Source organism: Microbacterium paludicola (assembly GCF_015235415.1).
Taxonomy (GTDB): Bacteria; Actinomycetota; Actinomycetes; order Actinomycetales; family Microbacteriaceae; genus Microbacterium; species Microbacterium paludicola.
In genome coordinates this window covers 31,177-57,748 of record NZ_JADGLL010000020.1, presented here as the reverse complement: position 1 = coordinate 57,748, position 26,572 = coordinate 31,177, and the positions used below count along the sequence as shown (strand labels likewise).

Here is a 26,572-nt window from a genome sequence, read left to right as displayed (position 1 = left end):
CTCCAGGGGTGGGCGAGGCGGATGGATCACGCCCGGGTGTGCCACCGCGCGCCCCTGCCGCGGCAGCAGGCTGCGCGCGACGAGAAGCGACCAGTCTCCGGGCGTGCGAACGACGCGCGCCGACAAGCGGCGTCGCGCACCGATCCGTTCAGGTCCGAGAAATTCCCAGCAGCGCCGGTGTCACCGCAGGTGAGAACGTTCGCACCCGCGGGAGCAGAGCAGACAGCGACGGGCCCGCCGCCGACATGATCGCGGTCGGCCGGAGGCCGCCCAGCGCGCGCCATCCGATGAGCGCCAAGAGCACACCGCACAGCGCGCCGAGCAAGCACATCCCGCCGGTTCCCAACTCGTCGTCCGTCGAGGTGAGAGCGACGCTCACCTCGGCGTGAGAGGCCGGGGTATCCGCGGCCGCGGCCGTGACGGACAGCACCGATGTGCTCTCGAGGCTCTCGTGCGCAGATGAGGTCCAGATTCCCAGGAACATCAGAGCCGCAGTTCCCAGCGCTAGCAGCAGCTGAGCAACAGCCCGCCGATCGCCCCCCGTGGGGGTTCGGTGGGCGATCGGGTTCATGCATTCCAGGGTAGTCGCGGCTGCTGAGAGGTGCGTGCCACTCTTATTTGCGCGCACGGGGTGAACGTGCTCGTCCTGCCGGGCCGCGCCGCTCACAGTGGAGTGGGCGGCCCGGACGCAGTTGACGATGACGATGACCTCAGCGACCTCTGCACCAGGACGACGCCATGTCATTCTCTACTTCTCAGTTCCCGTCACTGCGGATCATGAGGACGGCCCCCGCGATCGCGGCGGTGACGATGACGACGTCGGCGAGGTTCCCGATGAACCAGTCGCCGTAAGCGAGGAAGTCCACGACATGGCCGCGGGCGAATCCCGGTTGGCGAAAGAGGCGGTCGCCTGCGTGTGAGGAGGCGGCCCCACCGAGCGCGCCAGTCACGATCGCCCACCCGGGCTGGCGGACACGGAACGCGAAGACGATCGCGGCGACCGTGGCGGCGACGGCGAGCAGCGCGAACACCCAGGTGGCGCCCTCACCGACGGAGAAAGCCGCACCGGGGTTGTAGGCCAGTTGCAGTCCCAGCACGTCGCCTACCAGCGGGATGCGCTCTTCCTCGCTGAGGGTGGCTTCCGCCCATGCCTTGGTTCCCTGATCGGCCAGGAGGACGATCGCGGCGAGCAGCAGCGATCCCGCCGTGAGCCGCCAGCGTTCATGCCGAGGTTCTTCTCCGGCCCGAGCTCGACGTCGCCTGTCGCTTCCGGCATCATGCGAGGACCTCGACGAGGCGGAGGATGACGCCGGATTCGATCAGGATGAACAGGCCGAGGCCGATGAACACGGCCGGCACGAGCCAGTGCTCGACGCGTTCCAGCGTCTCGGTGACGGCCTTGTGGGTTCCGATCAGCCGTCCCGCCGTGCACCAGACGGCCACGAGGGCGAGGAACACGACGATCATGATCGCGACCTCGCCTGGCTCGCTGGTGCGGAAGATCGGGGTGTAGAGGGAGATGTTGTCGGCCCCGTTGGCGATCGTGATCCCAGCCACGCCCCACATCCCGACTGCGGTGATCTTGTCGTCATCGTCATCGTCATCGTCATCGTCGTCGTTGCGGCGTAGGCCGCGCACGAGCGTCCAGATGCCGATGCCGAGCGGGATCAGGCCGAGAAACCCGACCCATTCGTCCGGGACGATCGTGAGGCCGAGTGCGGCGACCACGCTGATGACGACGAGGGTGATGAATCCGAGGTACTGACCCGCGACGATCTGCCACGGTCGCGGCTTCCCCCGGCCGGAGGCCAGGAACAGCACGGTGAGCACGACAATGTCGTCGATGTTGGTCGCAGCGAACAGGCCGATCGCTGAGCCGATGGTCGCGAGCATCAGCTCTCCAACCGTGGGGCGTGGGTGCGGGCGGCGCGCAAGCCGTTGAGGATCACGATGACCTCCGCGATCTCGTGCACCAGGACGACAGCGGCGAGCCCCAGGATCCCGAACAGAGCCAGCGGGAGCAGCGCAGTGATGATCAGCAGCGACAGGATGATGTTCTGGTTGATGATCCGTCGACCCCGCCGCGCGTGGTCGAAGGCCCGCGGGATGAGGCGCAGGTCGTGGCCGGTGAAGGCGACATCGGCGGACTCGATCGCCGCGTCGGAGCCGGTCGCTCCCATCGCGATGCCGATGTCCGCCGCCGCGAGAGCCGGGGCGTCGTTGATGCCATCACCGATCATCGCGACCGGTCCTGCCTTCGACAGCTCACCGATCGCCGCGGACTTGTCCTCCGGGCGCAACTCCGCGCGCACGTCGCCGATCGCGGCCTGCGCGGCCAGTGCCCGGGCGGTGCGGACGTTGTCGCCGGTGAGCATCGTCAGTCCGACGCCCTGACCGGCGAGGGTCCGCACGACCTCGGGGACCTCTGGGCGCAGCTCGTCGCGGACACCGATCGCAGCGACCGGAGCCCCGTCACGGTGCACGATCACCACGGTCATGCCCTGCTCCTCCAGGCCTGCGACCCGGTCGCCGAGCGCGCCGGCGTCGAGCCAGCGCGGGCTGCCGACCGTGATGCGAGCGCCGCCGACGGTGCCTTCGATGCCATGCCCTGCCTGCTCGGACACGCCGGCGGCCGCCGGGACGCCGGGGGCTGCTCCGGTGATCGCCGCGGCGAGGGGGTGAGTGCTGTGCTGCTCGAGTGCCGCCGCCCACGCCAGCGCCTGGACTTCGGTCACGCCGTCCGTGGTGAGGACGGCGGTGACCGCCGGCTCGTTCCGCGTCAGGGTGCCGGTCTTGTCGACGGCGACGTGCCGGATGGTGCCGAAACGCTCGAACACCGCACCGGACTTGATGATCACGCCGAACTTGCTGGCCGCCCCGATCGCGGCGACGACGGTCAGTGGCACCGAGATCGCCAGCGCGCAGGGTGAGGCGGCGACCAGCACGACGAGCGCGCGCGTGATCCACACCTCCGGGTCGCCCAGCAGCGACCCGATGATTGCCACCAGCGCAGCGAGAATCAGCACACCGGGCACCAGCGGTCGCGCGATCCGGTCCGCGAGGCGCGCTCGCTCGCCCTTCTCCGCCTGCGCCTGCTCCACCAATTCGACGATGGTGGTGAGCGAGTTGTCGGTGCCCGCCGCTGTCGTCTCGACCTCCAGCGCCCCCGCGCTGTTGATCGCGCCGGCCGACACTGCATCCCCGGGCTCCACCTCGACCGGGATCGACTCTCCGGTGATCGCGGACGTGTCCAGGCTGGAGCGACCGACGCGGACGATCCCGTCAGTCGCGATCCGCTCGCCCGGACGGACGAGCATGACCTGCCCGACCACGAGGTCCTTTGCGGCGACTTCGAACGAGGCACCGTTGCGCTGCACGGTCGCGGTCTCCGGCACGAGCTTCAGCAGCGCCCGCAGCCCGCCACGGGCGCGGTCCATCGCCTTATCCTCCAGCGCCTCAGCGATCGAATACAGGAACGCCAACGCCGCGGCCTCTTCGACATAGCCGAGGATGACCGCACCGACCGCACTGATCGTCATCAGCAGCCCGATGCCGAGCTTGCCCTTGAACAGCTTCCGGATCGCACCCGGCGTGAACGTCGACGCGCCCAGCAACAAACCAACCCAGAACAGCACGAGCGCCGGAATCTCCGCCCCTGACCACTCGAGGACCAGCCCGGTGAGGAACGCGACACCTGAGAAGACCGGCACCATGACGCCGCGATCCTTCCACCAGGGCTGCTCCGACTCCTCGAGATCCTCGTCCACCGCTGCGGGGGACTCGTGGTCGCAGCCGCACGCCGCGCTCACGCGTCCACTCCTGCGCCGCAGCAGCCGGGCACCGTGCACTCCGAGTCCACGCACGGCGCGTGCTCGTCGACAGCCAGCGTCACGTCCACCAGCGCAATTAGGGCAGCAGCGAGGTGCGGATCGGCGATCTCGTAGCGCGTCTGACGGCCCTCCGGCTCAGCGACGACGATCCCGCAGTCGCGTAGGCATGTCAGGTGGTTCGACACGTTCGAGCGCGTCAATTCCAGCTCGCGGGAGAGCACCGCGGGGTAGCTCGGGCCCCCGAGCAGGGTCATCAGGATCCGAGAGCGCGTCGGATCCGCCATGGCACGGCCGAGCCGGTTCATCACGTCAAGACGGGAAGCAATAGACAGCATGTACTGACTATACATTGCATGCTGACCTATCGCGAATGCGGTTCTGGGTGGGCACCCGGGCCGCGCGCCTCGCGCCGGGCGCCCGGTCGCGGAGTGCCAGACGGCGGAAATACGATGCCTGTACATCGATCAATGACCATTCTCGTCTCGTTCTCGTAGACGCGTGAGGTACTCGTTGTAGGCGTCGAGGTCGTCGTCGCCGTGTACGTCGGCGTATCGGTCGTGTGCGCGGGCGCGAGCGGTGTCCTCGCGGAACCAGCGGTGCATGATGTACAGCACCATGAGCAGCGTGGGCGCCTCCCCGTAGGACCAGGCGAGGGCGCCCGCCACGCGCTGGTCCTCGAGCGGGTCGAGGCCGAGTGCGGCGGTGGGCTCGACGAAGGTGCCGATCATGAGTGTGTCGCTCATCATGATGAACACGCCGAAGAAGGCATGCAGTGCCGCCTCGGCGAACAGATCGAGTGCTCGGGCCCCGTAGCCCATCCGCGCGGGCACGGGGTCGTCGGCGAGGACGGGGATCGTGAACAGCATCCCGGTGAGGAAGAAGCCGATCTCCAACGTCTGGTGGCCGCCGGGAAGGCGCAGGATCGGGTCGGCAAGGTTCCCCAGGTAGAGGCCATAGAACGCCAGCAGGTACAGCGGAAGGGCTACCGCGGGGCTCAACGCCCAGCGGGCAGCACGGCTGCGCAGCGCGCCGTGGGCGAGACGCAGCACCGCACGTCCGAGACCCCAGTGCGGCGTGGCGCGCAACAGCAGCGTCTCGGGTGAACCGAGGACGAGCAGGGGTGGGATCGCCATCATCAGAGTGAGTTGCTGGAACATGAACACGGAGAACTGCGCATATCCGTAGCTCTCCACGCCGAGCCCCATGATGATGACCAGCGCCGCACAGCCGGCGAGGAAGCAGAACGTGCGCGAGACCGGCCAGCGTCGCCCCTGCCGCCACAGCCGCACGGCGCCGGCGAGGTACGCGATGGCGAGCAGGATCCCCAGTGCAGCCAGCGGCGATGCTGGGTACGGCCCAGGGGCGAGGTACTCGAGCAATCCCGGCGGCGGCAGGGTCGGTGGGCTGTCCATCGCGAGGTCAGGACGGGCGCGGGATCTTGATGAGCGCGCCCGCGGTGAGGAATGTCACCGCCGCCACGGGCTGCGCAGCCGTCCACAACGGTCCCTCGAACGGGAACGGGTATGCGGGGTTCCATAGCACGGCGATCGCGGCGAACACGATGATCCACCACCATTGGCGCGCTTGGAATGCGAACCACGCAGTGATCATCGCGAAGATCGCCACGATGAACAGCACGATCGTCGCCCACTCGCCGCCGAGCAGCAGCGGGGCGAGGAACAGTGTCGGCGCGGCGATCAGGCTCGGGGCAAGCGCGTTGCGCTGGTACTGCGAGGGCGTCCGGGGGCGTTGGTTCATGATTCTCCGTTCTGAGACACGGGTATGTCGGATGCGGCTGGCACGCGCTCCGGTGCCGCGCTTTCGCGCCTGCGTTCGCGGAGGTAGGCGAGCACAAAGATCGCGACGCCGATGCCGAGCGCGACATCGGCGAGATTGCCGATGAACAGCTCGCCGTAGGCCAGGAAATCGGTGACGTGCCCCTGCCCGAATGAAGGCGGAGCGAACAGCCGATCGACCAGGTTGCCGAGCGCGCCGCCCAGGATGAGCGCGAGCCCGACCACGCGTGCCATGGTCCGTGAGCGCCAGAGGGCGGCGCAGGCGGCGACAATGAATATGACGCCGACGAGCGTGATCAGCCAGGTCCGGTTCGCGCCGAGCGACAGCGCTGCGCCGGGGTTGTATGCGAGTTGCAGCCCCAACAGGTCTCCGAGCAGCGGAATCCGCCCGAGACCAGTCAGCTCCGCGATGGCGAGCGCTTTGCTCACCTGATCGATCACCAGCACTGCCGCTGCGACCGAGCACGCCATCGCGAGCCGCAGGAGGTGCTCATGCCTCATCGGAGTCCCGCATGTCTCGGCGCTTCCGGTCCCGTCGCATCATCAGGACCATCCCGGCGACGGGGGCGATGATCGCGATCGGAAACATGACGCCGATGAACGGCAGGAAGATCCCGTCTGCTTGCGGGGCCGTGCCGGCTTCATAATCGGATGGAGCTTCGTCGGGGTGTGGCGATGGCGCCGCGTCCGATGTCGGATCCGGGGACGGTGCAGTCGTGTTCAGCGCAGGATCGATAGTGAACGCGTACTCACCTTCAGTCAACTCGCCGCCGTCGGACGTGAGCTGCCAGCGCACGCGGTACTGACCGGGTCCCGCGTTCGCTGCCAGATGCTGTGTGGCACTGGCGCCGTTGAAGCTGACCTCGTCCACGACGACATTCTCTCCAGACGGGGAGATCACCTCGATGAGCACCACGTCGCTACCGGGGCGCAGCTCCTGGTCGAAAGTCAGGGTCATCTCGTCCGGCGCCGTGGCTGTGACGGAATCGACTGCGGGGTAAGACGAGGTGAGGTCCTCGGCGGCGAGCGCCGACGTCGACGGGCCTAGCGTCAGGCCGATAGTCGCGACGGCGACCGCGATCGCTGCCCTGATGATTCGCCGTGGCCTCGAAGGGCGACGCGCCTCCGAGCGGGCTGGTTCGGGTGTGTTTGTCATGTCGTATTCCTTCACGGGCGGTTGGCGATGTGTCGGGCGATCGTCGCGGCGTCTCGCCAGACGCCGTCAAGGTTCTCGGAGCCTGGATGCCCGTAGCCCGGCATGCCTGCGACGAACAGGCCGGGCACGCTCGTCCGCGTCCGGCCGAGCGGAGCGTCGCGGACCTCAGCGGGCAGCCAGTCGTCGCCCGGGAGGAATCCGGTGGCGAGAATCACCGACGCCGGTGCAAGGCGACGCCCGTCAGCGAGCGTCACGTCAGCATCGCTCGCCCCGACGACGGCGGGAACGATGTCGATGCCGTCGCGCTGAAGTTGCGCATAACTGTCGCCGAACAACGGCTCGGGTCGAATACTGCCGAGCCTCTTCCGGGGCCCGGCGGCCCGCGGGAAGGTGGCGACGTGCCGGTAGCGGCGCGGGTTGCGCACGGCGAGGGTGACGCGGTGCGTCCCGCTCAGCTCCCGAGCGATCTGCGCGCCCGCGTTCCCTCCGCCGACGATCAGCACGTCGCCGAGCGGCACATCCGCCGCGGATCTGTAGGCGCTGCTGTGCATCAAGCGCCCGGGCGGTGCGATGTCTCCTGCCCAGGCGGGCAGGCGTGGTCGGCTGTTCGCGCCGGTGGCGCATACGACGTTGCGGGTCTGCACGCTCCCGGTGCTGGTCTCCAGCAGGAGGGTCGCGCTCGAGCCCAGGCGGCGGACGCCGGTTGCGCGCACCCCCCACATTGGCGCGATGCCGAGGTGCTTCTCGACCGCGCCCAGGTAGGCCGCGACCTCGCGTGCCCGCGGCCGGGATTGCGGCTCACTGGGGAACGACAGCGCTGGCAGCGTGCTGTGGCGGACGTCACTGAGCAGCGTCAGGGACGTCCATCTGGTTTCCCAGCTGCGCACGCCTGGAGATTGATCGACGACGACGAAATCGCGTTGCGGGCTGAGGCCACGTGAAATGAGGGCGGCGGCGACAGCAAGGCCGGCTTGACCGGCGCCGACGATGATCGCACGGCGGTGCGACAAGCCGATCCTCACGCTCGTCCCGCTCATACGATCAGGAGGATCACAGCGACGAAGGACCAGACCAACGCGACGGCGAGGCACACCACCAATACGGCGGCGGCGATCAGACCAGCCTTCTGAGAGGCTTTCACAACAGGGCTCCCAAGCATCCAGAACTCACGACACGTCAGCACCGACGTGCCCCTCCGCAGGGCGCGCCGGATCACCGCCCCTCAGGCGGTGCCGTGAGTCAGGTCCGAGAGACGGACAGCTCAGAAAGTGTCAACGTCGTACGTTGACGCGCCACGGCAGGCCTCATCGGGCGTCTCCAGACGCGTCGGGATCCGACTGCCAACACCCCGGGCAGGTGCCTGCCGCGGAACCGAAGGAAGGACAAGACGAGCAGCAGGCCGCAGAACGCCCCGAGTAGGCAAGCGGCGAGGCCGAAACCAGCGGTGCCGCTCGCATCCGCCACAACCGCCGCATCTTCCACCGCAATGACGGATGCCTCAGCCGCGACTTCCGTCGCCGCATTGTCTGGCGCAGTCTCGGGGTCGAGATGGGTCGCACCCCACGCACCGAGCAACAGCAGCAAAACCAGCACGACGCTCGTGATGATTCTCGTTATCGTGAGCCGCTCACTCAGAACCGCACTGAGGCGGGGCGGGGCGGGCCGAGACATCCCGCTCACTATAGAACGGCGGTCTTTGGATCACCCGGGAACCGATGGCGTCCAGCCCGCTCGATGCGGTGCTCACGCGTGCTTGATCGTGTCGGCTTCATAGTCGCTGATGTGTTCGGTCTCGATCTGGAATGTCGAGTGGGGCACCGACACCTCGAAGTGCTCCGCAACGCACGCCTTGACCTCCCGGAGCACCTCGGCGGCGTGCCCGTCGGTGAAGCAAGTGTCTTCGACGACAACGTGCGCTGTGAGCGTCGGCAGTCCGGTCGCGACCGTCGAGGCATGCACGTCATGGACATCTTTGACGTGATCAAGCTCGAGGATATGCTCACGCACCTTTTCCAGGTCGAGGCCTTTGGGGGTGAACTCCATCAGCACGCCGGCTGTCTCGCGCATCAAGGTCAATGCACGTGGCACGATCAGCGCCGCGATGAACAGGCCGGCGAGGGCGTCGGCCCGTTGGAAGCCGGTGGTGACGATCACGATCGCCGCGACGATCACTCCGAGGGAGCCAAGCGCGTCATTGAGGACCTCCAGGAACGCGGCGCGCATGTTGAAGTTCGCCCCGCGGCTCGACGAGAGGATGAGGATCGCGACAATGTTCGCTGTCAGCCCGACGATGCCGAACACAAGCAGCTCAGTGGCGGGGACCTCCGGGGGCTCGAATAGGCGCTTGACGCCTTCGATCGCGGTGTACAGCCCGACACCCAGCAAGAGGGTGGCCTGGCCGAGCGCCGCCATCACCTCGATGCGTCGGAACCCCCAGGTGCGCGTGGATGTCGCGGGCCGCAACATCAAGGTCGCCGCGACGAGGGCCACCAGCAAGCCGGACGCGTCGGTCAGCGCATGGGCGGTGTCCGTGAGCAACGCCAGGCTGCCTGTGACGATCGACCCGACGGCCTGTGCGACCACGATGAACGCGGTGATGCCGAACGCCGTCCAGAGCTTCCGGCGGTGGTCGCCCGGGCGTCCCGCGCTCTCCGCTGCGGTCGGTCCGTGGTCGTGTCCCGCGCCCATCAGAGATCATCTTCCGCATCAGCCGGGTTCCGGCGGCGCAGGTGCGCGCACAACTCCGCTTTGGTTCCCGTCGTTTCGAGCAAGTCTTCGGCCGCAGCGATCAGATGTGAGATCGCCGCTGGCTCTGAAAGCGAGTACCAGGACGATCGGCCGTCCGGGCGTACGTCGACGAGGCGGCATTCCAACAGGAAGCTCAGGTGCTTGCTGACGGTCGACTGCGCCAGCCCAATGTGATCGACCAGATCGCGCACGCGGTGCTCGCCTCGCGCGAGGTGCTGCAGGACCGCCAGCCGGGCGGGCTCCCCGAGCGCTTGGAACAGGTGCGCATAAACCGCGGTTGCCTCTTCGTCCAACCGAGGCGGCTCGACATCGATCATCGTCATGTGACGATGATGACGCTCATCTGCGATGAGTTCTAGTGACAAGACCTTCTTGAGAGCGATAACCAGTGGCGGGTTCAGAGCGGGACGAGAGTACGCTGACTCTCGTCCCGCTCGAGTCAGTTCGGCTCAGCGAGCAACTCCGGCGCCGGTATGCGAGACCGGCGCCGCCACAGGCCCCGAGGCGTCAGCCGCGGGGCTCGTGGCTTTTGGGACCCGGTCGACCGCAACGCTCGCGAACTTGAGCGATGCGCCGACGTTGTCGGCGATGATGTCGCGAGTTTCGCGGGCCTGGCCCGTCTCCTTGTCGGTGTAGGTGCCGAAGCGGAGGTCGCCGGCGACGATCACCGAGTCGCCCTTGCGGAGCGAATTGGCGACGTGCCGGGACTGCTGATTGAACACGACGACGCGGTGGAACACCGTGCCCGCGTCCTCCCACCGGTTCGTCGTCTCGTTGAGGCGACGGTCGTTGACGGCGACGGTGAACCGGGCGTACTCGTTGCCCGACTCGCCTGCGCCATGCTCGGGGTCACCCGTGAGGTTGCCCTCGATGGTGACCGGGATCTTGGTCGTCATCCTGCTTCCTTTCCTTGATGAGACACGGCGGTGTCTCGGCCGGCGTGGGTCTCGGTGATCCACGCGTCCCATTCCGCTTCGTCGGTCGCGGCATCCCACGAGCGGGGCTTGAGTTCGAAGTGACCGCTCGCGCATCCGGCCCCGGCGTTCTGAAGGCGGGGGCGGGCGAGCGCGAGGCGTTCGTGCCATCCGATCGGCCCGAAGCCGCTGTCGCTGTCGTCGAAGGCCGCAAGGTGCGCGACGTGGAGGGCGGAGAGTTCCTCGACGAGCGCGCCGTGCTTCCACCAACAGTCGGGAACCACACTGACCGGCACGGTGTAGCGCACCGTGAACCATTCGACCCACTCGCGCAGCGCCGTCCACTCGACACCGACCTGCTCCGGCGGCAGGTGCCGCCAGTCGACCGGGTGTGAGCCGAGAGGATCAGTGCCGTGCCCGAGCCGCGGAAGCCCTGCGAGCTCTGCGGCGATGAGGCCCTCGATGTCCCCGGGATCGAACGCGCTCACGAGGTCGCCTCCCTGTTCTGCAGCTTGATCCTGAGGCGCTCCAGCGCGATCGCCGATGCGACGCGACGGGCCCGGTGATAGGCGAGCACGCGGTCGCGGTCGATGAGTCGGTGGAGAAGGTCGTGGCAGTACGGATGCAACGGCACGAGGTCGTCGTGACGCTCGAACGCCCGCCACGCGCCGCTCGCGAAGCGAACGCCCGCGTAGTCGAGGTGGTGCAGCTCGAGCTGTTCGGGGGTCGCGGGGTGTCCGCATCCCGCGCAGAGTAGCGACCGGCGCATCCGCTCCTGCCTGCGGAACCAGCGCGCGCGTCGCGCGAACCACGCGGGCGAGCGGAGGAAGTCGGCCCGGTACGAGTTGCGGGCGCCGGTCTTCCGGCGATTGCTCACGGCTCGCTCACCGCCTCCGGATCCGCCTCCGGTTCGGGGGCCGGTACACGTTCCGGGCTGGGAATTGGGTTCCTCGCCTCCGCGAAGACTCCCTGTTGCTCGGCCTCGGTGGACCGCTTCCCCGCCTGGATGTCGCGCGCATCGCGCCGCTCGTCCCACCCGCTGAGGTCGAGCAGTACACCGCGCCGGTTGCGGTAGGCCAGCAGACCGACGTTCTGCGGCATCCGTCGGATCTCGTCGACTGACATGAGTGCGAGTCGTTCGTGGTGTTCGCTCGTGGAGTGCCCTGCTTCTCGCGTCGACCACGATCGCTGAGTCCGTCGCGTCTGCCGAGTTCCGAGCAGGGCCTCGACATCGCGTAGGTGGTTCACGTGCGAGGCGCCGCCGAGCAACACCTTCGCCGTCGCGGCCGCCCAGATTGTGTCGGCCTCGGCACGCGACCATGACGTCTCTGCCTGCGAGAGCGCCTGCAGCACGACGAACGTGCAGATCCCGCGGCCACCGCCGTCCGCCATGATCCGCGGGAGGTTGCCCCACCGGAACATGTTGACGATCTCGTCCAGGATCAGCCCGAGCGGATGCTGCAACCGAGACCCCGGCGATGCCAGGGCGCGAATGCGCGCGACCTCGACGATGTCGTCGAGCATCGCGCCGAGGAAACCGCCCATCGCCGATGCTCCCGAAGCCGACCCGATCAGGTAGAGCGTGTTCGAGCCGTCGAGGAACGCGCGCGGATCGAAGACCGGCTCTCCAGGCCGTGGCATGAGTGCATCGCGGATCTTCGGGACGGCGAGCGGTGCGACGGCGCCCTGTACGCCGAACCATATCGACGAGACGAGCTTGTCGTCCGAAGCGAGGGTCGCTTCGAGGTTGTCGCCCCAGCCAGGGGCGCCGTCCGAACGGAGGATCGAGACAGCTGACCTGCGCGCGAGGATCGGACTTGTGCCCCAGTTGTAGAGGTCTTCGATCGAGCAGTTGCCGACGGCCGCCGCGTGCAGAAGGCGCCCGAGGACGACCCCGGATGCCTGTGCCCACTCGCCATTGGTGTTCGAGGCACCGAGCGCGGTGCCGGTGATGATCGCGGCGCCGCGTTGCATGGCGACCAGCGGGTCCTCGCACCCTGCGATCGGAGAGACGCGAAGCGGATGCCGCGCGCCGGAGAGTCCCTGCGGGTCGAACACGTGCACCTGCCCGCGGCGCTCGCGCATCCGGAGCGTCGCGGTGAGGTTGTCGTTCGTGGTCGACGTCGTGATGAGCGGCCCCGACCAGTCGAGGATCGCCGAGATCAGTACGCGGTATCCCTTTCCCGAGCGCGGCGGGCCCTCGAGTGCGACAGAGTCCTCGATGGACACGAAGACGTCCATCCCGCGGGAGCTTCCGACCCGCCAGCCCACATCGGTGGCGCGGGGCTGGCTGATGTCGGGCCGGAGTTGCCTCGCTCGCTTCAGCACCGCCTTCGCTGAGAGGTGCTTGCGGATCTCCGATGCCTCGGCGAAACCGGGACGGCTCCGGAGGTCGGCGATGAACGATTGGTCCGACTGGCGATAGCGGCGGTACGTGACCCACGCCCACGTGGCCAAACCCACGACGAGGAAGACAACGACGAGGTCGACGAGTCGGATCGCGAGAACAGGAACCTCGCATCCGGCGATCGGTAGATACCCATCGGGATCGCCGGTGATCCCGAGCCAGAGCCCCGAGAACAACGATGCTGGCTCTGGCGGCACCCCACATGCGACGCGGACGATAGCTTCGGTGAGCGCGGCGAAGGCGATGCTGAGGACGACGGCGACAGCAGTCGCCACCGCGACGGCCTTTCCGAGTATTCCGTTCATCCCGTGTCGCCTCAGAACCCGCTCGCGACGGCGGCCGCGACGCGCAGCCAAGCGTCTTGCGTCGCCCGCCGGAGGCTGTCGAACCGCAGGGGACCGGACTTCAGAGCCGGGTCGAACGGGATCCGCAGAACCTCGCGCACGGTGCCACGAAACCCGTCCGCGATGCGCTCTGCGGCGGCAGGCCCTCTCGGCTCCGACTCGGTCACCACCACGATCGCGCTGTCCGCGAGATCCCGCGACCGCTCGTCGCGCTCGCGAAGTGCGTCGAGCAGCAGCGCAGCGGACTCCGCCGGCTCGGGGGCGGCGAGCGTCGGAATCACGAGCTGATACGACGAGTCGACCATCCGCAGCCACCGCTCGGCCGACTCGTCGTTACCGGAGTCGAAGAACACGAGTCGGTAATAGCGGGCCGCAACCGACATAAGGGTGTCGAACTCCGTCCGTTCGATTCGCTGGTGCGTGGCGAGCAACTCGGGATTCGATCGGAGGACGTCGTAGCGGTCGACCCGCTGATGATGCACGAACCGGGCGATGCCCGAGATCTCGGCGGTCGGAGCGAGAAGCTGAGATGCGGCGGGCAGCAGGTCGCGAACCGTGGTGTCGTAGAGGCCCTGCTCGGTGCGCCACCCCAGGGTGCCGCGCGTGTCGTTGTTGTCCCACGCCAGCACATTTCCGCCGCCATGACGTGCGAATACGGCGGCGAGCATCGCGGTCGTCATCGTCTTGCCGACGCCGCCTTTGCCGTTCACGACGGCCGCAGTCCGGCACCCCGCCCAGTGCTGCGATACGAGGCGCTCGCCGGCGAGCCGCTCAGCCTGGGCGCGCGATGGACCGAGCCCAATCTTCGCGAGCAGCGCTCGCCCGCCTAGAGAGAGTACCGATGTGTCGGCATCCTCGATGAAGGATCTCCGAGTCGGGGGCGCCGGAGCGGGCGGCTCAGGGGCAGGGGCCTCAGCCGGTCCGAGCGCCTCCTGCTCCTGAGCCAGGGTGCCCACCTCCTTTCCCTCTGGGGCTTCGGTGAACCGAGGGATCTCAGTAACCGGCTCGGGCGACTTGGCCCGGTGAATCCCGCCGTCCGAATCGATGAGTATCCGGTGTTCGCCGTGATCGCCGAACGTGACGAGCTCGACGGCGGTGGCTGCCTGCCTCGCCTCGGCGGCAGCACGCTGCACGATCACCTGTCGGATGTCCTCGCCCGCGGGGGCGGAGAGCGGCTCGCCCACCCCCTCGGGCGTTGTGAAGATCGCGGTCGGTCCCGTGACCGACGCGTACACGCGAAGGGCGATGTCAACGCTCATCACTGGACTCCTTCCGTGCCGGCGACAGCCAGCCGCCGATGCCAATGTCGGAGAGGGGAGGCTCAGGCCAGACGTGGTCGAGCGCATCGAGGTCGAGGGGCGTCAGCATCCCGTCGACGTCCTGCTCGGGATGCACGGCAGAGTCGGTCGCGAACAGCTCGAACTCCCACGGGGTCGAGGTTGCGAAGCAGTCGACCGCGTACGCGTACTGTCCGACGTAGGCGAGGAACACGCCCATGCGCAGGCGTCGAGCGTCTTCCGCGTGCGTCGCGGGAATGTTGAGGCGTTCGCGGAGCGCAGACGCCTCCTGGTGATTAACGCGGAAGATGAACTTGTTCTCGATGTCTCCGACGATCGAGTAGGCGAGGTTGCGCTCCTTCGAGCCGGCGTCGCCCACCGCATCCAGGTCGCCCATCTTGTGCAGGATGATGACATTGCTGATGCCGTAGTGGCGCGAGAGCTTGAGCCACTGCTGGAACATCTGGAGCGCGCTCAGTGACGTCATGTCTCGCCAGCCCTCCTCGCGGATCAGGTACCGGGTTCGCTTGGCGGAGCGGTCGGAGACGACCGCCTGGATCCATGCCGTCGTGCACACCTGTGTGAGCTGTGCGACCAGCTCGCTTCGCGCGAACAGCTCGCTCGTGTCGACGACGACGATGGGCGCGTCGGTGTCGAACGCGACGGTCGACTCGTCCTCGAACAGCCCGGATAGGTCGCCCTCGACGAAGCGGCGCAGAACGAAACGCGGCTGAACCGCGCCGTCCGAGAGTCGGAAGTCGGTGCCGGAGTCTTCGATGATCGCGCCGAGGTGCTCGTACACCGCTCGTAGCGTGGGGCGGTCGCCGGTCGAGCGGATGCTGCGCTCGAGTGCATCGTGTATCGCGGCGTGCTCGACCGCGGTGAGCCTCGTGGAACCGAGTGCCATCTCGATAAGGGACACGAGCGTAGTGATGCGGCGTTGGCGCACCATCTTCTCGTCCTGCTCGTCGTCGGAATCCGCGCGCCGCGGCCCGCGGTCGAGGGGGTTGAGTCGCGCGGTGCTCCCACCACCGATGCGGATGATCACCCCGCCCGCCACCGCCTCCGCGACGGCGACCCACTCGCCTTTTGGGTCGGAGGGGACCACCGCCTGATGACCGAATGCGAGGGACCGGATCACGAGCGTCTTGACGGTGGCGGACTTCCCGGCTCGGTACGCGCCGAGCACCAGCAGGTTGGTCGAGAACGTGCCGCGGTCGGTCGCGTCGGCATATGCCTCCCACGGCGAGAAGTGCCAGAGGGCATCCGCGTTGAGGTCGACACCGAGAATCGGTCCTCGGTGCCCGAGGCCGGCATCCGCGACGAACGGGTAGATCCCCGAGATCTGACGCGATGTCGCCTGATGAGCCGGGATGCGGGGGCGCGCGAGATTCCAGTAGCCGCCCTGCACGAGGCCCGGGCCGAAGGCGCCCCGGACCGCGGGCTCCGGCAACGCTCGCTCGCGCCGACTGGGCTTTGGCTGCTCGGCGTGGCTCGTTGTGCGGGCGACCTCGCGCCGTAGCTCGCGCCGCTCACGCTTCGAGAGACCGTCCGGTTCGAAGACTGCGACGTAGCGGACCATCACTTCATCCCCAGCCCGAGTGGCAGGGCGTTGACCATCAGTGCCTCTGCCTGCTGGCAGTACAGTGTCTGCGGTTCCATGCCGGCGCACGCGAGAGCGTTGCGCATGCCCGCGATCGCCTGGTCGAGCTGCTGCTCATCACGTGCCGTCACGGTGAGGTACGCGCCGTACCGGAACTCGCCGTGACCCGCGACGATCTCCTCCTCCTGCCGTTCAAGGGCCTCCCAGTCCGCGGCGTCGGCGGCCGATCCGTCGACGCCCCGCTTCGCGCGAAGCTTCTCGTTCCCGCGCCAGACCTTCTTGTCGTCCTCGATGCGGCGCATCGCCTTCCTGACGGAGACCGGCGTGAGGACGATCGACAGGATGTGCGTGATCGCCTCGCCGGTCGAGGGCATGCGTGCGAACACGATCGGCTCGACGAACCCGATGGCCGCATCCGACCGCGGCCACTCGTGGATCCACATGGTGGTGTGCACGCCCGAGTCGGAATAGACGATGCCGTTCGCCCCGCGCGGTTCTTCCAGGTACATCGGACCGATCGCGATCGGGTCGACGCCCGCGCTTCGCTCATCGCGGTTCTGGACGTTGGCGGCGAACTCGGGGTCGAACCCGACGCGGGCGAGAGCCGCGACGTCCCGCGCCGCCAGCCACCGCCGCACGTGGATGCGCGCGGCGCTCAACGCATCGGCCAGGTTCCGGGCTTCGAGGTGCGCCAGCGCCTTGACCGCATCCTCGCCCCCGCCGAGCGCCTTGAGCTGCGGGCCGAGGGCGACGAGGTCGAGCGTGAACGTCAGGTAGTTGCGGTGCGATACGGCGAACGACTCCGACCTGTTCATCACGTCGTCGTAATTACGAGCGACGGGGGACGCGGCGTCCACCCCGCGGCGGCGACTGACGGACTCGTAGTGGTCGCGTGCGGCTCGGATCGTCGTCGGAATCGTGCGCTCCTGCAGCACGGCCCGTTTGATCCCAGGGCGCTGCGTGAACGAGGCCAGCACCGGAGACCACTGCTGGGCCAGGTCGTATCGCTCCGCGACGTCCTTCATGAGGAACCCCTGCACCTCGACCTCGGCGGTCACCGAGACGGCCCGGTCATGCGGGTTATACACGCACGCGACCCCGTCGACATCCCAGAGCTGGATCGAGGCGCGGATACCGGGGAGGTTCAGTGTTCCAGCGAACTGCGCACGCTCGGGCCGGTAGACGTGCCGCGTCGCACCGACCATGTGTCGCACCTGCTTCATGAGCCAGAGACCCGCCTGCCGCGGAGCGGAATCGCCGTGGAGCGTGATGAATGCGAACACGCCGATCGGCAGGTACACCGGCGCGGCGAAGAGCAGGCCGGGAGGACCGAAGCGGTTGACGCCGACGAGCAACGTGACGGCGGCGACCGTGAGGCACGTCAGCTGCCACGCATCCATCCCCATCACGACGCCTTGCCGGGATCGCCGCGGCAGCCGGATAGGACGGTCGAGGTTCTGAGTCGCCATCATCGCGGTGTCCTCCCGGTGTGAGTGCGCGGCGCCGCCGCCGCTGGCGCAGTCGTTTGCGGTGATGTAGTCGGCGTTGCCCCGGGGGCACCTGTCGGCTTCGTGGAGGTTGTCTCGCCGTTCTGACCGGCAGGCGATCGCTGGGGCGTTTCAGAGGATGGGCCACGTCCCGCCGGCGGAGCGCCCTTCGGGGGGCCGTGGCGCCCAGCGCCAGCCCCGGCGCCTGCGGGTATCGCGGCGATGCGGCTCGGCACCCGGGCTACCGATCGTGCGGCGTTCGACGCGGCGCGTCCTGCGCCCGATCCGATCCGAGAGCCGACCGAGTCCGCCGCAACGGCCCCGATGAAGCTGAACAGACCGAACACAGCGAACGGCGCGAAAGCCACGAGCACGAGACCGATCAGAAGTGGCCACGACTGCGGGTCCCAGATCGTCCGTACGTTTGCGAGGCCGTTGATGATGAGCGTGACGAAGCCAATCGTGAGCGGGCCAGTGAGCAGAAGCACGACGACGGCCGACACATAGCGCACCACCCACTGCGGCCCGACGGCGCGCGCCGGGTACAGCATCCATGCGATTGGACCCACCGCGATCAAGGCCGCGAGCACGATGTTGCGGAACGCGAACACGAGCATGAGGAGCAGCATCCCGATCATCAGCAAGCCGTGGATGACGAAGGCGAAGAAGTAGTTTGCCTGCCCGCCGGCCCACATCACGGACTGCAGCGTCGCGAACAACCCATAGGGGCCGTCGCGGTTCATGACGTACCAGGTGAGGTCGTCGATGGCGTTCAGCACGTGACCGGTCGCCCAGAGCGTGAGCGCGGTGGCGGGCACCGCTATGAAGCTCCGGATGACCGCGCCGACGAGTTCGGCTCGGTCGCCGGAGATGACGGCAGCCGCGATCGCCCACACCATCGCGCCGAACAAGACTGCGAGCACGGCCCACTGCCAGAACGACCACTCGCCGGTCGATGCCGTCCACAGGACCGACGATGTGTCGAAACGCATGTTCTGCGCGACCGTGAACATCATCGCGGTGGCGGAAAGGGCCATCCCGCGCCCCGCGTTCTCGAACGTGACGCACACCACGTCACCAATCGAGCATCCGTACTCGACGAGCAGAGGCTTGCCCCCGCTCGTTCTGATCGCCGACACGTGCCGCTCGTCGGTCGTGCACACGGTTGCCTTGGCGCCGCCGACGAACACGTTGATGAAGCACTGCTGAGGCTTGATGTCGGCGGTGCTCTGCGGCGTGCAGGAGATCTGCGCGTCGACGCGGTAGCAGTCGACGGGGAAGGCGGGAGACGACCACGGCTCGCCCGTCACCGGGGCCGCGTTGGCTGCCGTGGGCGCTGCCTCGACGGATGCCACGGCTGCGTTGGCTGGCGCGAGCGCGGCGAAGGCGAGGCCGGCTCCCACCGCCGCCCCGATAAGCACAGCACGCAGCCGAGACATCAGAACCCGAAGTCGAAGTTGACGAACCACTGGAACAGGCCGCTTGCAGCGCCCAGCACGGCGGCGGCGATGAAGATCCACAGGATGTTCTCGCCCGCCCACGTGCGCACGCGGTCGGATGCGAGGCCACGGAACGCGAGCGCGGCGCCCGCGATGATCAGCATGATGAGGACGACGATCATCGCCCCGGCAAGGATGTAGGACGCGACGACCTGGAAGCCCTGGAAGAAGGGCGCCGAGAAATCGGGCTGGATGTCGGGGACGTCGACGTCGGCCGGGGCGGAGAGTGTGACTCGCATGACTTGCTCCCTCGATTGATCACTTGAGCTGAAGGCCGAGTGCGGCCATGAACGGTTGCGGATCGATGGCGGCGCCGTCTCGCTGCACCTCGAAATGCAGGTGGCAGCCGAACGAGCGTCCGGTGTTGCCTTCCGCCCCGATCGGGGCGCCGGCCGCGACGGTCGCGCCAACTGACGCGCGAAGGGAACCCCACTGCATGTGGCCGTAGAGCGTCACGAGCCCGCCGCCGTGGTCGATGCGGACGGCGTTCCCGTACCCCTGATACGAACCGGCGGTGATCACTTCGCCGGGGCCAGCCGCGTACACCGTCGCTCCGCAGCCCTGGGCCATGTCGTAACCCTGGTGGTCGATCGAGCAATAGCTGCATCCGATTACCGGGTTGAAACCGAAGCCTCGTCCTTTGAAGTAGCCGCCGGCGAGCGGGTATGCCCACTCGCTGTTGGTGATGAGTGCCGGCCGACGCTCGACAGTCGTGGCAACCGACTGTCCCGCGACCGCGAACGGAACGGCGATGAGCGGTGTGGCCAGCAGTGCTGCGAAAAGCGCGAGAAGGAGAATCGCCCCTGTCACGATCTTGCGCCCGGTCCTCGTGTTCGCGAGGGCTGCAGCGGCAGCGACCGGGGCGCCCATGTCAGGGCTCCAATGATCCCGAGAAGTAGCGGACGACCTTGCAGTCGCCGGGCTGCTGCGCGCTCTCGCGCGTCGGGATCGAGCCCGCGCCGCACAGTACCTGGACGCTCACGCGCACGGTCTCGTCGTACGAGGTCTCGCTCCCGGAACCGTCGGACCGGGTGAAGGTCAGCACCACGTCGGCGGTGCCGATGCGCATGTCACCGGATGCGTCTTCCGGAACGTCGTCGTAGGTGATCTCGCCCGGCACCTCGGCTGTCACCCGCCCTTCCTCGTTCGCGAGCGAGTTCCACTCGTCCTCGGGGAGCACGACGCCCTGGCGCAGTTCGAGCTGCGAGGCGCGCATATCTTCTTCGCGGTCCTCCTCGGATGTGTAGCGGGTATCGGGCGTGAACCATGTGTCGAGGTAGGCCAGCCACTCGGGTCGGGTGCTCAGCCGGGTGTCGAATGTGGCCGCCGCCGCCAGTGCCGCGCGTACGTAGGTCTCAGGGTCGGTCGTGATCGGCTCGGGTGCCCAGCCCTTCTCGGACGCGCTCTGGTCGACGTAATCGCCGGTGGGAGGCGCCGTCGCGGGCGGGGCGGACGTCTCGCCGGGGCCGCTGCTCGGAGAGGGGTCGGCGGTTGGCGCCTGTGCTGTGACGGCCGAAAGGATGATCGCTCCGACGGCTGCGAGCACGATGATGCCGCCGACGATGGCCCAGACGAGGCCTCGGCGCGCGGGAGTTCGGGGGTGTGACATCAGTTGCCTCCACCGCTTCCCTCGGGTCCTCCTGGCCTTGACATGAGTGAAGCATATAACACTACACTTGCGAAGGGGAAGCACTTTTCGCTTCCGTTCGATGGACGAGTGAATCTCGCCTGCGTCAGACTGGGGCGGTGCCCCGTTACACCCGCCCCGCGAACAGTGATTACGCGGAGGATCCGATCAAGGCTCTCGGGAACATGATGCAGGCGACCATCATTGGTCATCTGCGGAAGAACCCTGGCCAGACCAGGGGCGAGATCGCCGACGCGCTCGAGATTCCAGCACTGACCGTTTACAACGGGCTCGAGAGGCTGCTCGACGCGGGCTTGATCATCGCGGATCCGCCGCGTGACGTCGCGACGCGCGGACAGCGCGTGCGGTACATCGTGGATGACGCCCAGGTCACCGAGATGGTGATGCGACTGGAGCAGGTGCTGGGCGAGTTCTAGCCGGTTCGCGTGATCTTGGCCGCGTTGGGCTGGCATGCGGTCATCTGGCATGTCGACCCCTCTCGGCGATGTCGTCCATCCATCGCTCGCGTTGAGCATGCTCAAACGCGGGCGCGACTCAGCCTTGCACTCGAGCCGGGTCCGCGCAACGGTTGAGTTGAGCATGCCCAACACGTAGCGTGAGCATTCACGTAGGGGACGTTGGGCGTGCTCAACGGTTGTGACCGAGCCTTACTCGAAGGCGGAGGATGGTCAGGGGAACATGACAGAGGACCAAAGCAAGGCAGCGGCGGAGGACCTGGCGAGGCGGTTGCGACTGCTGCTCGACGTCGCCATTGCCGAGACGGGGTCGGAGCCGACCTACTCCCAGATCGCTGCGTTCGCGCGCGATCGGGGCGTCAACCTGTCCCGGTCTCGGTGGACGTACATGGTCAATGGGCACCGGTACGTGCAAGACCGCCCGCTCTTCGAAGTGCTTGCTGAGTTCTTCGACGTCGACGCTTCGTTCATTGCCGAGGGGGGCGACGCGCCGATGCCGGCAAAGGTCAGGGCGCAGCTCGATCTGGTCCGATCGATGCGGGCAGCGAAGGTGAAGTCGTATGCGGCGCGAACTCTCGGCGACATCTCCCCGGAGGCGCTTGAGGCGATCAGCCGATTCCTCGACAAGGAAGTGGCGAACAGATAGCGGCTGGCCCGCCGCATGCGTGCGCCGCGACGGGTCGGATGGGTACGGAGGGAAATGGAACCGTGAACATCGAAGCGACCGTGTCGACGGCCATGGCGGAACTCGCGCTCGGCGAGATTTTTTCCTTCGACGATCTCGTCGGCGCGTTGCAGCGACGCAGACAGCGCCCGATTCGGATCGTCGAACTCACGAACCTGAGCGACCGGGACGGCATCTGCGCGTTGTGGTTGATGACGGACACGGAGGATCTCGTCGTTCACGCGCGAAGTGAGTCGGCGTTGCATCGGCAGCAGTTCGTGCTCCACGAGCTCGCGCACATGATGCTTGAGCACGACGAACGCGAAGAGGCGACCACGCCCGACTTCCTGCTGCCCGACATTCCTGAATCCGCTCGCCAGCGTCTGCTCCGCCGCCAGGGCCTCGTGACGGACGACGAGATCGTGGCGGAGTCGCTCGCGGATCATCTCGCTGGTGCGATCCGTGGTTCGGCTCTCCACCACTCTCGCTATCTGGAGATCTTCGGGTGATCCCGATCGCGGCCTCCGCCCTGATGTGGCTGCTCGTTGCGAGCCTGCTCATCCTGCGGCGGGGCCGAGCGGATCGCAGCATCATGTACTCCGCGGTGACGATCGCGGTTGCAATGACGTTCAACGTCGACACCACCTACCGGTGGGCCGACGCGGCGCTCGGTGGCACGAACATCGTCACGCTGCTTGCCGACCTCACATTGATGGTGGGCGTCTTCTTCCTTGGGCGCGGAGTGGCGAAGGCGATGCAGTACCAGTCGCGAGTCGCCCAGATAGCACTCGGCCTTCCAGTGCTGGCGGGCGCAGTCGTCGGCGCCGTCACAGCCTTCGCGTTCATCGACCGGGGTGAGACAACGACGACGTTCATGCTGGACCTCGGGGCGCAGCCGGCCGCCGCGACGTACTCGATCATCCAGTTCACCTACGACGGCGTCGTGCTGACCGCCATGGCGGCTGCCGCGTCTCGTCAGATCGGGCGAAGTCGCGGCGCGGAGCGCCTGCCAGCGGTCTCGGTGCTGGTGGGGAGCCTCACCGGCGTCGCTCTGTCCCTTGTGGTCATCGCCATGGATCTCGCGCACATCATCGGGAACCTGACGCTCATGGACGGGCTCAGCGCCGCCTACGATCCGCTCTTCCTGGCGACGTTCCTGTTCCTCTGCCTCGGGCTCGGTGCTCAGCCCGCGTTGCGCTGGGCGCGTGCCCGATCCCGCGGCGAGAAGACTCGTGCGCTCCTCGCCCAGGTCACGCCGACCTGGGAGCGAGCGATCGACGTGCGACCAGGCTTGAGCCAGCTTGAGCCGTCGTTCCATCGTGAAGACGACGAGACGCGGCTGCATCGTCAGATCGTCGAAGTTCGGGATGCCGTCATCGATCCGCGCGTCACCTTCACGTTGAGCGACGCTGAGCGAGTGGTGGTGGAGAGCGCGGAGGCGCACCTGATGGCGGGGGACGCGGCAGGTTTGCCGCGCGTTGATTTTCCGAAGGAGGTGCGTTGAGGGCGCTAGCGATCATCGCCGCGGGTCTTGGGGCCGCCTCGGCGGCCGCAGCCGGGGTTGGCTTCGTGATCGCCCGACGTCTGACGGCACCGCCCGGCGGGCGCGTGTATGACCTCATGGTGCACGACGTGATTCGACACGGCGGACAGGTTGCGGTGGTGCTCAACCGCACCCCGCGCACTCAGGTGCCCGGTCGCTACAACCTCTGGCTCGAGGACGGGGGCTGGGTGCGGCTTGGTGCCATCGTTGACGAACGGTCCACGACGGTGACTCGTGCTGTGGTTGGGATGACGCCGGACACCAAGCTGCGCCCGGGTGTGCGGGCGTCCTGGAGCGGCATCTTCTATCGCGATCCCGCCGACGCTGGGCTGGATGCTCTGGATGTCGTCGTGGAGACGCCCGCGGGTTCGGCCCCCGCGTGGCTCATCCACCCGTCCGGCGGTCCGAGCGATCACTGGGCGATCCACATCCACGGGCTGGGAAGCCCGCGCGCCGGCACGTTGCGCGGCGTCCTGGTCGCCGCCGATGTTGGGCTGACGTCACTGGTCGTCTCATACCGCAACGACGGTGAAGGGCCCCGCGTGGGCTCTGGCCGGTCGACACTCGGCGCGACGGAAACCGATGACGTCCGGGCTGCCGTTAGGTTCGCGCTCTCCCACGGCGCTCGTCGCGTCGTGATGTTCGGATGGTCTATGGGTGCCGCAATCGCGCTCCAACTGGCCGCGGACCCAGAGTTCGACGGCGTCATCGAAAGGCTCGTCCTCGACTCACCTGTGCTCGACTGGCGGTCGGCCATCGGCGCCAACTGCGCTCGGGCAGGGTTGCCGCCTTGGTTCGGCATCCTGGCCCGTCCTTGGCTCCAGGAACGCTCGCTGGCGCGATTCGCCGGTCTGCGGGCAGTGATCCTGTTGGATCAGTGGGACTGGCTCGACCGCGCCGCCGAACTGTCCGTTCCGGCCTTGATCCTCCACGGCGTCGAGGACTCGTCCGCTCCGCACGCGGTCGTCGCTCACCTCGCCCATCTGCGGTCAGACGGCATTCGGCTCGAGACATTCGACGCTGACCATACGATGAACTGGAACGCAGACCCGGAGCGCTGGCAGACTTCCGTTCGCGGATCGGTGTTCTGAAGTGGTGTAGCTGCCAGCCCAGTTCCGAGCGCCGCTCACAGCTCGCGCGTGCGAACAAAATGCGAACATTCGAGCGCTTCTGGGCGCGCACGAACAACCACGAACGCCCCCGTGAACCTCCGCGAGTTCGCGGAACGCGCTCGAACCCCTGCGAGTGAACGAATGGGGGCGGGGTTCAAATCCCTCCGTCTCCGCCACATTTCTCCCCTCTGAACAGGGGTTTACAAGGCTCTGTCCGATGCAGGATGGGGCCTTCGTCATGGGGCGCGTGGTGCCCAAGTGCCGTGTTCTCGCTTGGCCGTAACCCAAATAGAGATTCTCCATGTAAGTTACAGGCATGTTGGTCGACAGCGCGAGCGGCGTCGAGTTGTTGCGCGACGCGGGCTTCGACGTGCGTGTCGCGGGGCATGGGGACGTCGAGATCGCCGTCGATGGACCTCACTGGTTGCGATACGACGTGCGGAGTCTGAACCACTCCCCGAGCCCAGCTGAGCTCGATCAGGCGCAGAGTGCGCTGAGGACGGACGAGGCTGGGGTGCTTTTCGTTGTGCCGAGGGCGGGACGGGCGTTGCGTGCTCGGGCCACGGACACGCGGGTCGCCTACGCCGCCGTCATCGATGGCATGGTCGGGCTCAATGGCGAGGAGCATCGTGCGGCGGAAGCCGCTGCCACGGCGCGGGCGAGCGTGTCTCGTGTCAGCTGGGTGCGGTTCGCCGTGCTCCGTGCGCTCGCGCTGGACCCTGCGCGCGTGTGGACTCAATCCGAGTTGGGCAGGCGTCTCCGTGTCTCGCATGTCGCGGTCGGAAAGCAGCTCCTCGCTCTCACGCCTCTGCTGGAGCGAACCCCCCAGGGATGGCGAGCAATCGATCCTCGGAAATGCGCCGATCGCTTCCTGGGCGAGTATCCGGGCGCCCGTGGCCTCGCGACCTACTGGACCGCGACGAGCGGCATCTCTGCGCAGGCGCAGCGGGCGGAGGAGATTGCGCGCGAGCAGGAGGCCCCCATCGCGTTCTCGGGTGACATCGCGGCGGACAACTACGCCCCCTGGCGGCGCCCCACGCGCGCCCTCGGCTACGTCGCCGCGATGCCTGATCTCGAGCCGTACGGCTTCGCTCAGGTGCGCGCAGCTGACGCCACGCTGGAGCTGCGCATCCCGCAGGATCCGACGATCCTCCCGATGTCACGCGCTGTAGCGCCGACCGGCAGGATGTTCGCGGACCCGCTCGTCACGGCCTGGGACCTGTCGCGCACCCGCGGCGGCGACGTCCCCGACGCCGTCGCCCAGCTGACGTCTCGAGCGATCGAGGAATGGCTGTGGTCGTGACCCGGCGCGCGGAGCTCGTCGCCACCTCCCGCGCCGACGAGCTGGCGCTGCGCGCCCTCGCCGACGTGGCCAGGATCACCGCGGGGGAGGACGCGCGGATCGTCGGAGGTCAGATGGCCTCGCTGCTGCTGACCGCATTCCCGGTTCCGGGTGTGCAACCCCGTCGTACCCGCGACGCGGACACCGCGATCACGACCGAACTCGCCGGATCCGGGATTCTCCACGAACGGCTCTTGGAGCGCGGCTACGTCGCGACCGCCGGCAACAGCTACGCGCGCCCCGTCCCCGAACTCGCGATCCCCGGTCAGCCCGTCCCGCGACTCGAGGCGGATCTCCTGGTGCCCTCCCGCGACAGCCGCTTCCGCGCCGAGACCCACGGCGGCCGCCAGTTCGACGCAGTCCCCGGCCTTCACCTCGCGCTCGCGGCATCTCCGATCGAGATCTCTGCCGCCGTGACCTTCCTCGACGGATCCGTCGACGAGGTCGTCGTGCTCGTGCCTCCGGTCGAGGTAGCCATCGTCGTCAAGGCGCATGCCTGGGCTTCGCGACATCAGCCGCGTGATGTCGAGGATCTGTACCGGCTGTTGGAGATCGTGGACGCCTACTCGCCGGAGGAGATCGGCGGGTGGGCGCTCGACGGCGTTGGCCTTCGCGGTGCGCGAGGCGATGCGGCTGCTGCGTTGTGGACGCTGACCAGGCAGGTGCGTCGTCTGTCCGATATCGACGTGCCCGCAGTGCGATTGGCTGCGCTCGTCGCCGCCCATGTGCGGCGGCTCACTGTCTGAG

30 protein-coding genes are annotated in these 26,572 nt (G+C 67.7%); 7 read left to right on the top strand and 23 right to left on the bottom strand.

Annotated elements, in window-relative coordinates:
• Window positions 1-148: 148 nt before the first annotated feature.
• The 23 genes from IR155_RS09520 to IR155_RS09410 form a co-directional block, all read right to left on the bottom strand.
• Window positions 149-571, bottom strand: a complete 423-nt coding sequence (locus IR155_RS09520) for a hypothetical protein (RefSeq protein ID WP_135114595.1) — start codon at window positions 569-571, stop codon at window positions 149-151.
• 184 nt (window positions 572-755) lie between these two features.
• On the bottom strand, window positions 756-1,172 hold the full coding sequence (locus tag IR155_RS09515) for a signal peptidase II (RefSeq protein WP_228066972.1): 417 nt from the start codon (window positions 1,170-1,172) through the stop codon (window positions 756-758).
• Between the two features lie 103 nt (window positions 1,173-1,275).
• Complete coding sequence (locus IR155_RS09510; protein ID WP_135114594.1) at window positions 1,276-1,893, bottom strand: cadmium resistance transporter; 618 nt, start codon at window positions 1,891-1,893, stop codon at window positions 1,276-1,278.
• Complete coding sequence (locus IR155_RS09505; RefSeq protein ID WP_194210319.1) at window positions 1,893-3,809, bottom strand: heavy metal translocating P-type ATPase; 1,917 nt, start codon at window positions 3,807-3,809, stop codon at window positions 1,893-1,895. The genes IR155_RS09510 and IR155_RS09505 overlap by 1 nt, the downstream gene beginning before the upstream one ends.
• On the bottom strand, window positions 3,806-4,165 hold the full coding sequence (gene cmtR, locus IR155_RS09500; RefSeq protein ID WP_067028645.1) for a Cd(II)/Pb(II)-sensing metalloregulatory transcriptional regulator CmtR: 360 nt from the start codon (window positions 4,163-4,165) through the stop codon (window positions 3,806-3,808). Before cmtR ends, IR155_RS09505 begins: the two co-directional genes overlap by 4 nt.
• Before the next feature lie 129 nt (window positions 4,166-4,294).
• A complete protein-coding gene (locus tag IR155_RS09495) occupies window positions 4,295-5,242 on the bottom strand; it encodes a cytochrome c oxidase assembly protein (protein WP_135114593.1) in 948 nt (315 codons plus the stop codon).
• A gap of 7 nt (window positions 5,243-5,249) precedes the next feature.
• Window positions 5,250-5,588, bottom strand: a complete 339-nt coding sequence (locus tag IR155_RS09490; protein WP_134746307.1) for a DUF6804 family protein — start codon at window positions 5,586-5,588, stop codon at window positions 5,250-5,252.
• Window positions 5,585-6,127 carry a signal peptidase II gene (locus IR155_RS09485; protein ID WP_135114592.1) on the bottom strand — a complete coding sequence of 181 codons (543 nt, stop codon included), beginning with the start codon at window positions 6,125-6,127 and terminating at the stop codon, window positions 5,585-5,587. The genes IR155_RS09490 and IR155_RS09485 overlap by 4 nt, the downstream gene beginning before the upstream one ends.
• Window positions 6,117-6,782 (bottom strand): copper resistance CopC family protein, encoded by a 666-nt coding sequence (locus IR155_RS09480; RefSeq protein ID WP_135114591.1) that lies wholly within the window; start codon window positions 6,780-6,782, stop codon window positions 6,117-6,119. The genes IR155_RS09485 and IR155_RS09480 overlap by 11 nt, the downstream gene beginning before the upstream one ends.
• A gap of 11 nt (window positions 6,783-6,793) precedes the next feature.
• Entirely contained in the window at window positions 6,794-7,792 is a 999-nt protein-coding gene (locus tag IR155_RS09475; protein WP_228066961.1) for a flavin-containing monooxygenase, read from the bottom strand.
• Between the two features lie 733 nt (window positions 7,793-8,525).
• Window positions 8,526-9,470: a cation diffusion facilitator family transporter gene (locus IR155_RS09470; protein WP_134746310.1), complete on the bottom strand. Its 945-nt coding sequence runs from the start codon at window positions 9,468-9,470 to the stop codon at window positions 8,526-8,528.
• Window positions 9,470-9,853 (bottom strand): ArsR/SmtB family transcription factor, encoded by a 384-nt coding sequence (locus IR155_RS09465; RefSeq protein WP_135114590.1) that lies wholly within the window; start codon window positions 9,851-9,853, stop codon window positions 9,470-9,472. The genes IR155_RS09470 and IR155_RS09465 overlap by 1 nt, the downstream gene beginning before the upstream one ends.
• Window positions 9,854-9,979: 126 nt before the next feature.
• A complete protein-coding gene (locus tag IR155_RS09460; protein ID WP_167760756.1) occupies window positions 9,980-10,426 on the bottom strand; it encodes a single-stranded DNA-binding protein in 447 nt (148 codons plus the stop codon).
• A complete protein-coding gene (locus IR155_RS09455) occupies window positions 10,423-10,932 on the bottom strand; it encodes a hypothetical protein (RefSeq protein WP_167760755.1) in 510 nt (169 codons plus the stop codon). Before IR155_RS09455 ends, IR155_RS09460 begins: the two co-directional genes overlap by 4 nt.
• On the bottom strand, window positions 10,929-11,321 hold the full coding sequence (locus IR155_RS09450) for a hypothetical protein (RefSeq protein WP_067028575.1): 393 nt from the start codon (window positions 11,319-11,321) through the stop codon (window positions 10,929-10,931). The genes IR155_RS09455 and IR155_RS09450 overlap by 4 nt, the downstream gene beginning before the upstream one ends.
• Window positions 11,318-13,156, bottom strand: coding sequence for a type IV secretory system conjugative DNA transfer family protein (locus tag IR155_RS09445; protein ID WP_135114588.1), 1,839 nt, complete (start codon window positions 13,154-13,156; stop codon window positions 11,318-11,320). Before IR155_RS09445 ends, IR155_RS09450 begins: the two co-directional genes overlap by 4 nt.
• 11 nt (window positions 13,157-13,167) lie before the next feature.
• The gene (locus tag IR155_RS09440; protein ID WP_135114587.1) at window positions 13,168-14,454 is read right to left on the bottom strand and encodes a MinD/ParA family ATP-binding protein; all 1,287 of its coding nucleotides are present in this window, start codon (window positions 14,452-14,454) and stop codon (window positions 13,168-13,170) included.
• Entirely contained in the window at window positions 14,444-16,054 is a 1,611-nt protein-coding gene (locus IR155_RS09435) for a hypothetical protein (RefSeq protein WP_135114586.1), read from the bottom strand. Before IR155_RS09435 ends, IR155_RS09440 begins: the two co-directional genes overlap by 11 nt.
• Window positions 16,054-17,547 (bottom strand): SCO6880 family protein, encoded by a 1,494-nt coding sequence (locus IR155_RS09430; protein WP_135114585.1) that lies wholly within the window; start codon window positions 17,545-17,547, stop codon window positions 16,054-16,056. Before IR155_RS09430 ends, IR155_RS09435 begins: the two co-directional genes overlap by 1 nt.
• Window positions 17,544-19,001 carry a hypothetical protein gene (locus IR155_RS09425; RefSeq protein ID WP_135114584.1) on the bottom strand — a complete coding sequence of 486 codons (1,458 nt, stop codon included), beginning with the start codon at window positions 18,999-19,001 and terminating at the stop codon, window positions 17,544-17,546. The genes IR155_RS09430 and IR155_RS09425 overlap by 4 nt, the downstream gene beginning before the upstream one ends.
• Entirely contained in the window at window positions 19,001-19,300 is a 300-nt protein-coding gene (locus IR155_RS09420) for a hypothetical protein (protein WP_135114583.1), read from the bottom strand. Before IR155_RS09420 ends, IR155_RS09425 begins: the two co-directional genes overlap by 1 nt.
• Before the next feature lie 19 nt (window positions 19,301-19,319).
• Window positions 19,320-19,931: a M23 family metallopeptidase gene (locus tag IR155_RS09415; protein ID WP_135114582.1), complete on the bottom strand. Its 612-nt coding sequence runs from the start codon at window positions 19,929-19,931 to the stop codon at window positions 19,320-19,322.
• Window position 19,932: 1 nt separating this feature from the next.
• Entirely contained in the window at window positions 19,933-20,670 is a 738-nt protein-coding gene (locus IR155_RS09410; RefSeq protein WP_135114581.1) for a hypothetical protein, read from the bottom strand.
• A 203-nt stretch (window positions 20,671-20,873) separates the two neighbouring features.
• Here IR155_RS09410 and IR155_RS09405 point away from each other — a divergent pair, with 203 nt between their 5' ends.
• From IR155_RS09405 to IR155_RS09375, 7 genes are all read left to right on the top strand, one after another.
• Complete coding sequence (locus IR155_RS09405; protein WP_134746320.1) at window positions 20,874-21,125, top strand: winged helix-turn-helix domain-containing protein; 252 nt, start codon at window positions 20,874-20,876, stop codon at window positions 21,123-21,125.
• A 262-nt stretch (window positions 21,126-21,387) separates the two neighbouring features.
• Complete coding sequence (locus IR155_RS09400; RefSeq protein WP_135114580.1) at window positions 21,388-21,810, top strand: hypothetical protein; 423 nt, start codon at window positions 21,388-21,390, stop codon at window positions 21,808-21,810.
• 62 nt (window positions 21,811-21,872) lie between these two features.
• Window positions 21,873-22,337, top strand: coding sequence for a hypothetical protein (locus IR155_RS09395; protein ID WP_167760754.1), 465 nt, complete (start codon window positions 21,873-21,875; stop codon window positions 22,335-22,337).
• Window positions 22,334-23,332 (top strand): hypothetical protein, encoded by a 999-nt coding sequence (locus IR155_RS09390; protein WP_233441165.1) that lies wholly within the window; start codon window positions 22,334-22,336, stop codon window positions 23,330-23,332. Before IR155_RS09395 ends, IR155_RS09390 begins: the two co-directional genes overlap by 4 nt.
• A complete protein-coding gene (locus tag IR155_RS09385) occupies window positions 23,329-24,462 on the top strand; it encodes an alpha/beta hydrolase family protein (protein ID WP_228066960.1) in 1,134 nt (377 codons plus the stop codon). Before IR155_RS09390 ends, IR155_RS09385 begins: the two co-directional genes overlap by 4 nt.
• Window positions 24,463-25,228: 766 nt before the next feature.
• Window positions 25,229-25,786, top strand: coding sequence for a hypothetical protein (locus IR155_RS09380; protein ID WP_135114578.1), 558 nt, complete (start codon window positions 25,229-25,231; stop codon window positions 25,784-25,786).
• Window positions 25,783-26,571 (top strand): hypothetical protein, encoded by a 789-nt coding sequence (locus IR155_RS09375; protein WP_135114577.1) that lies wholly within the window; start codon window positions 25,783-25,785, stop codon window positions 26,569-26,571. The genes IR155_RS09380 and IR155_RS09375 overlap by 4 nt, the downstream gene beginning before the upstream one ends.
• Window position 26,572: the final 1 nt, after the last annotated feature.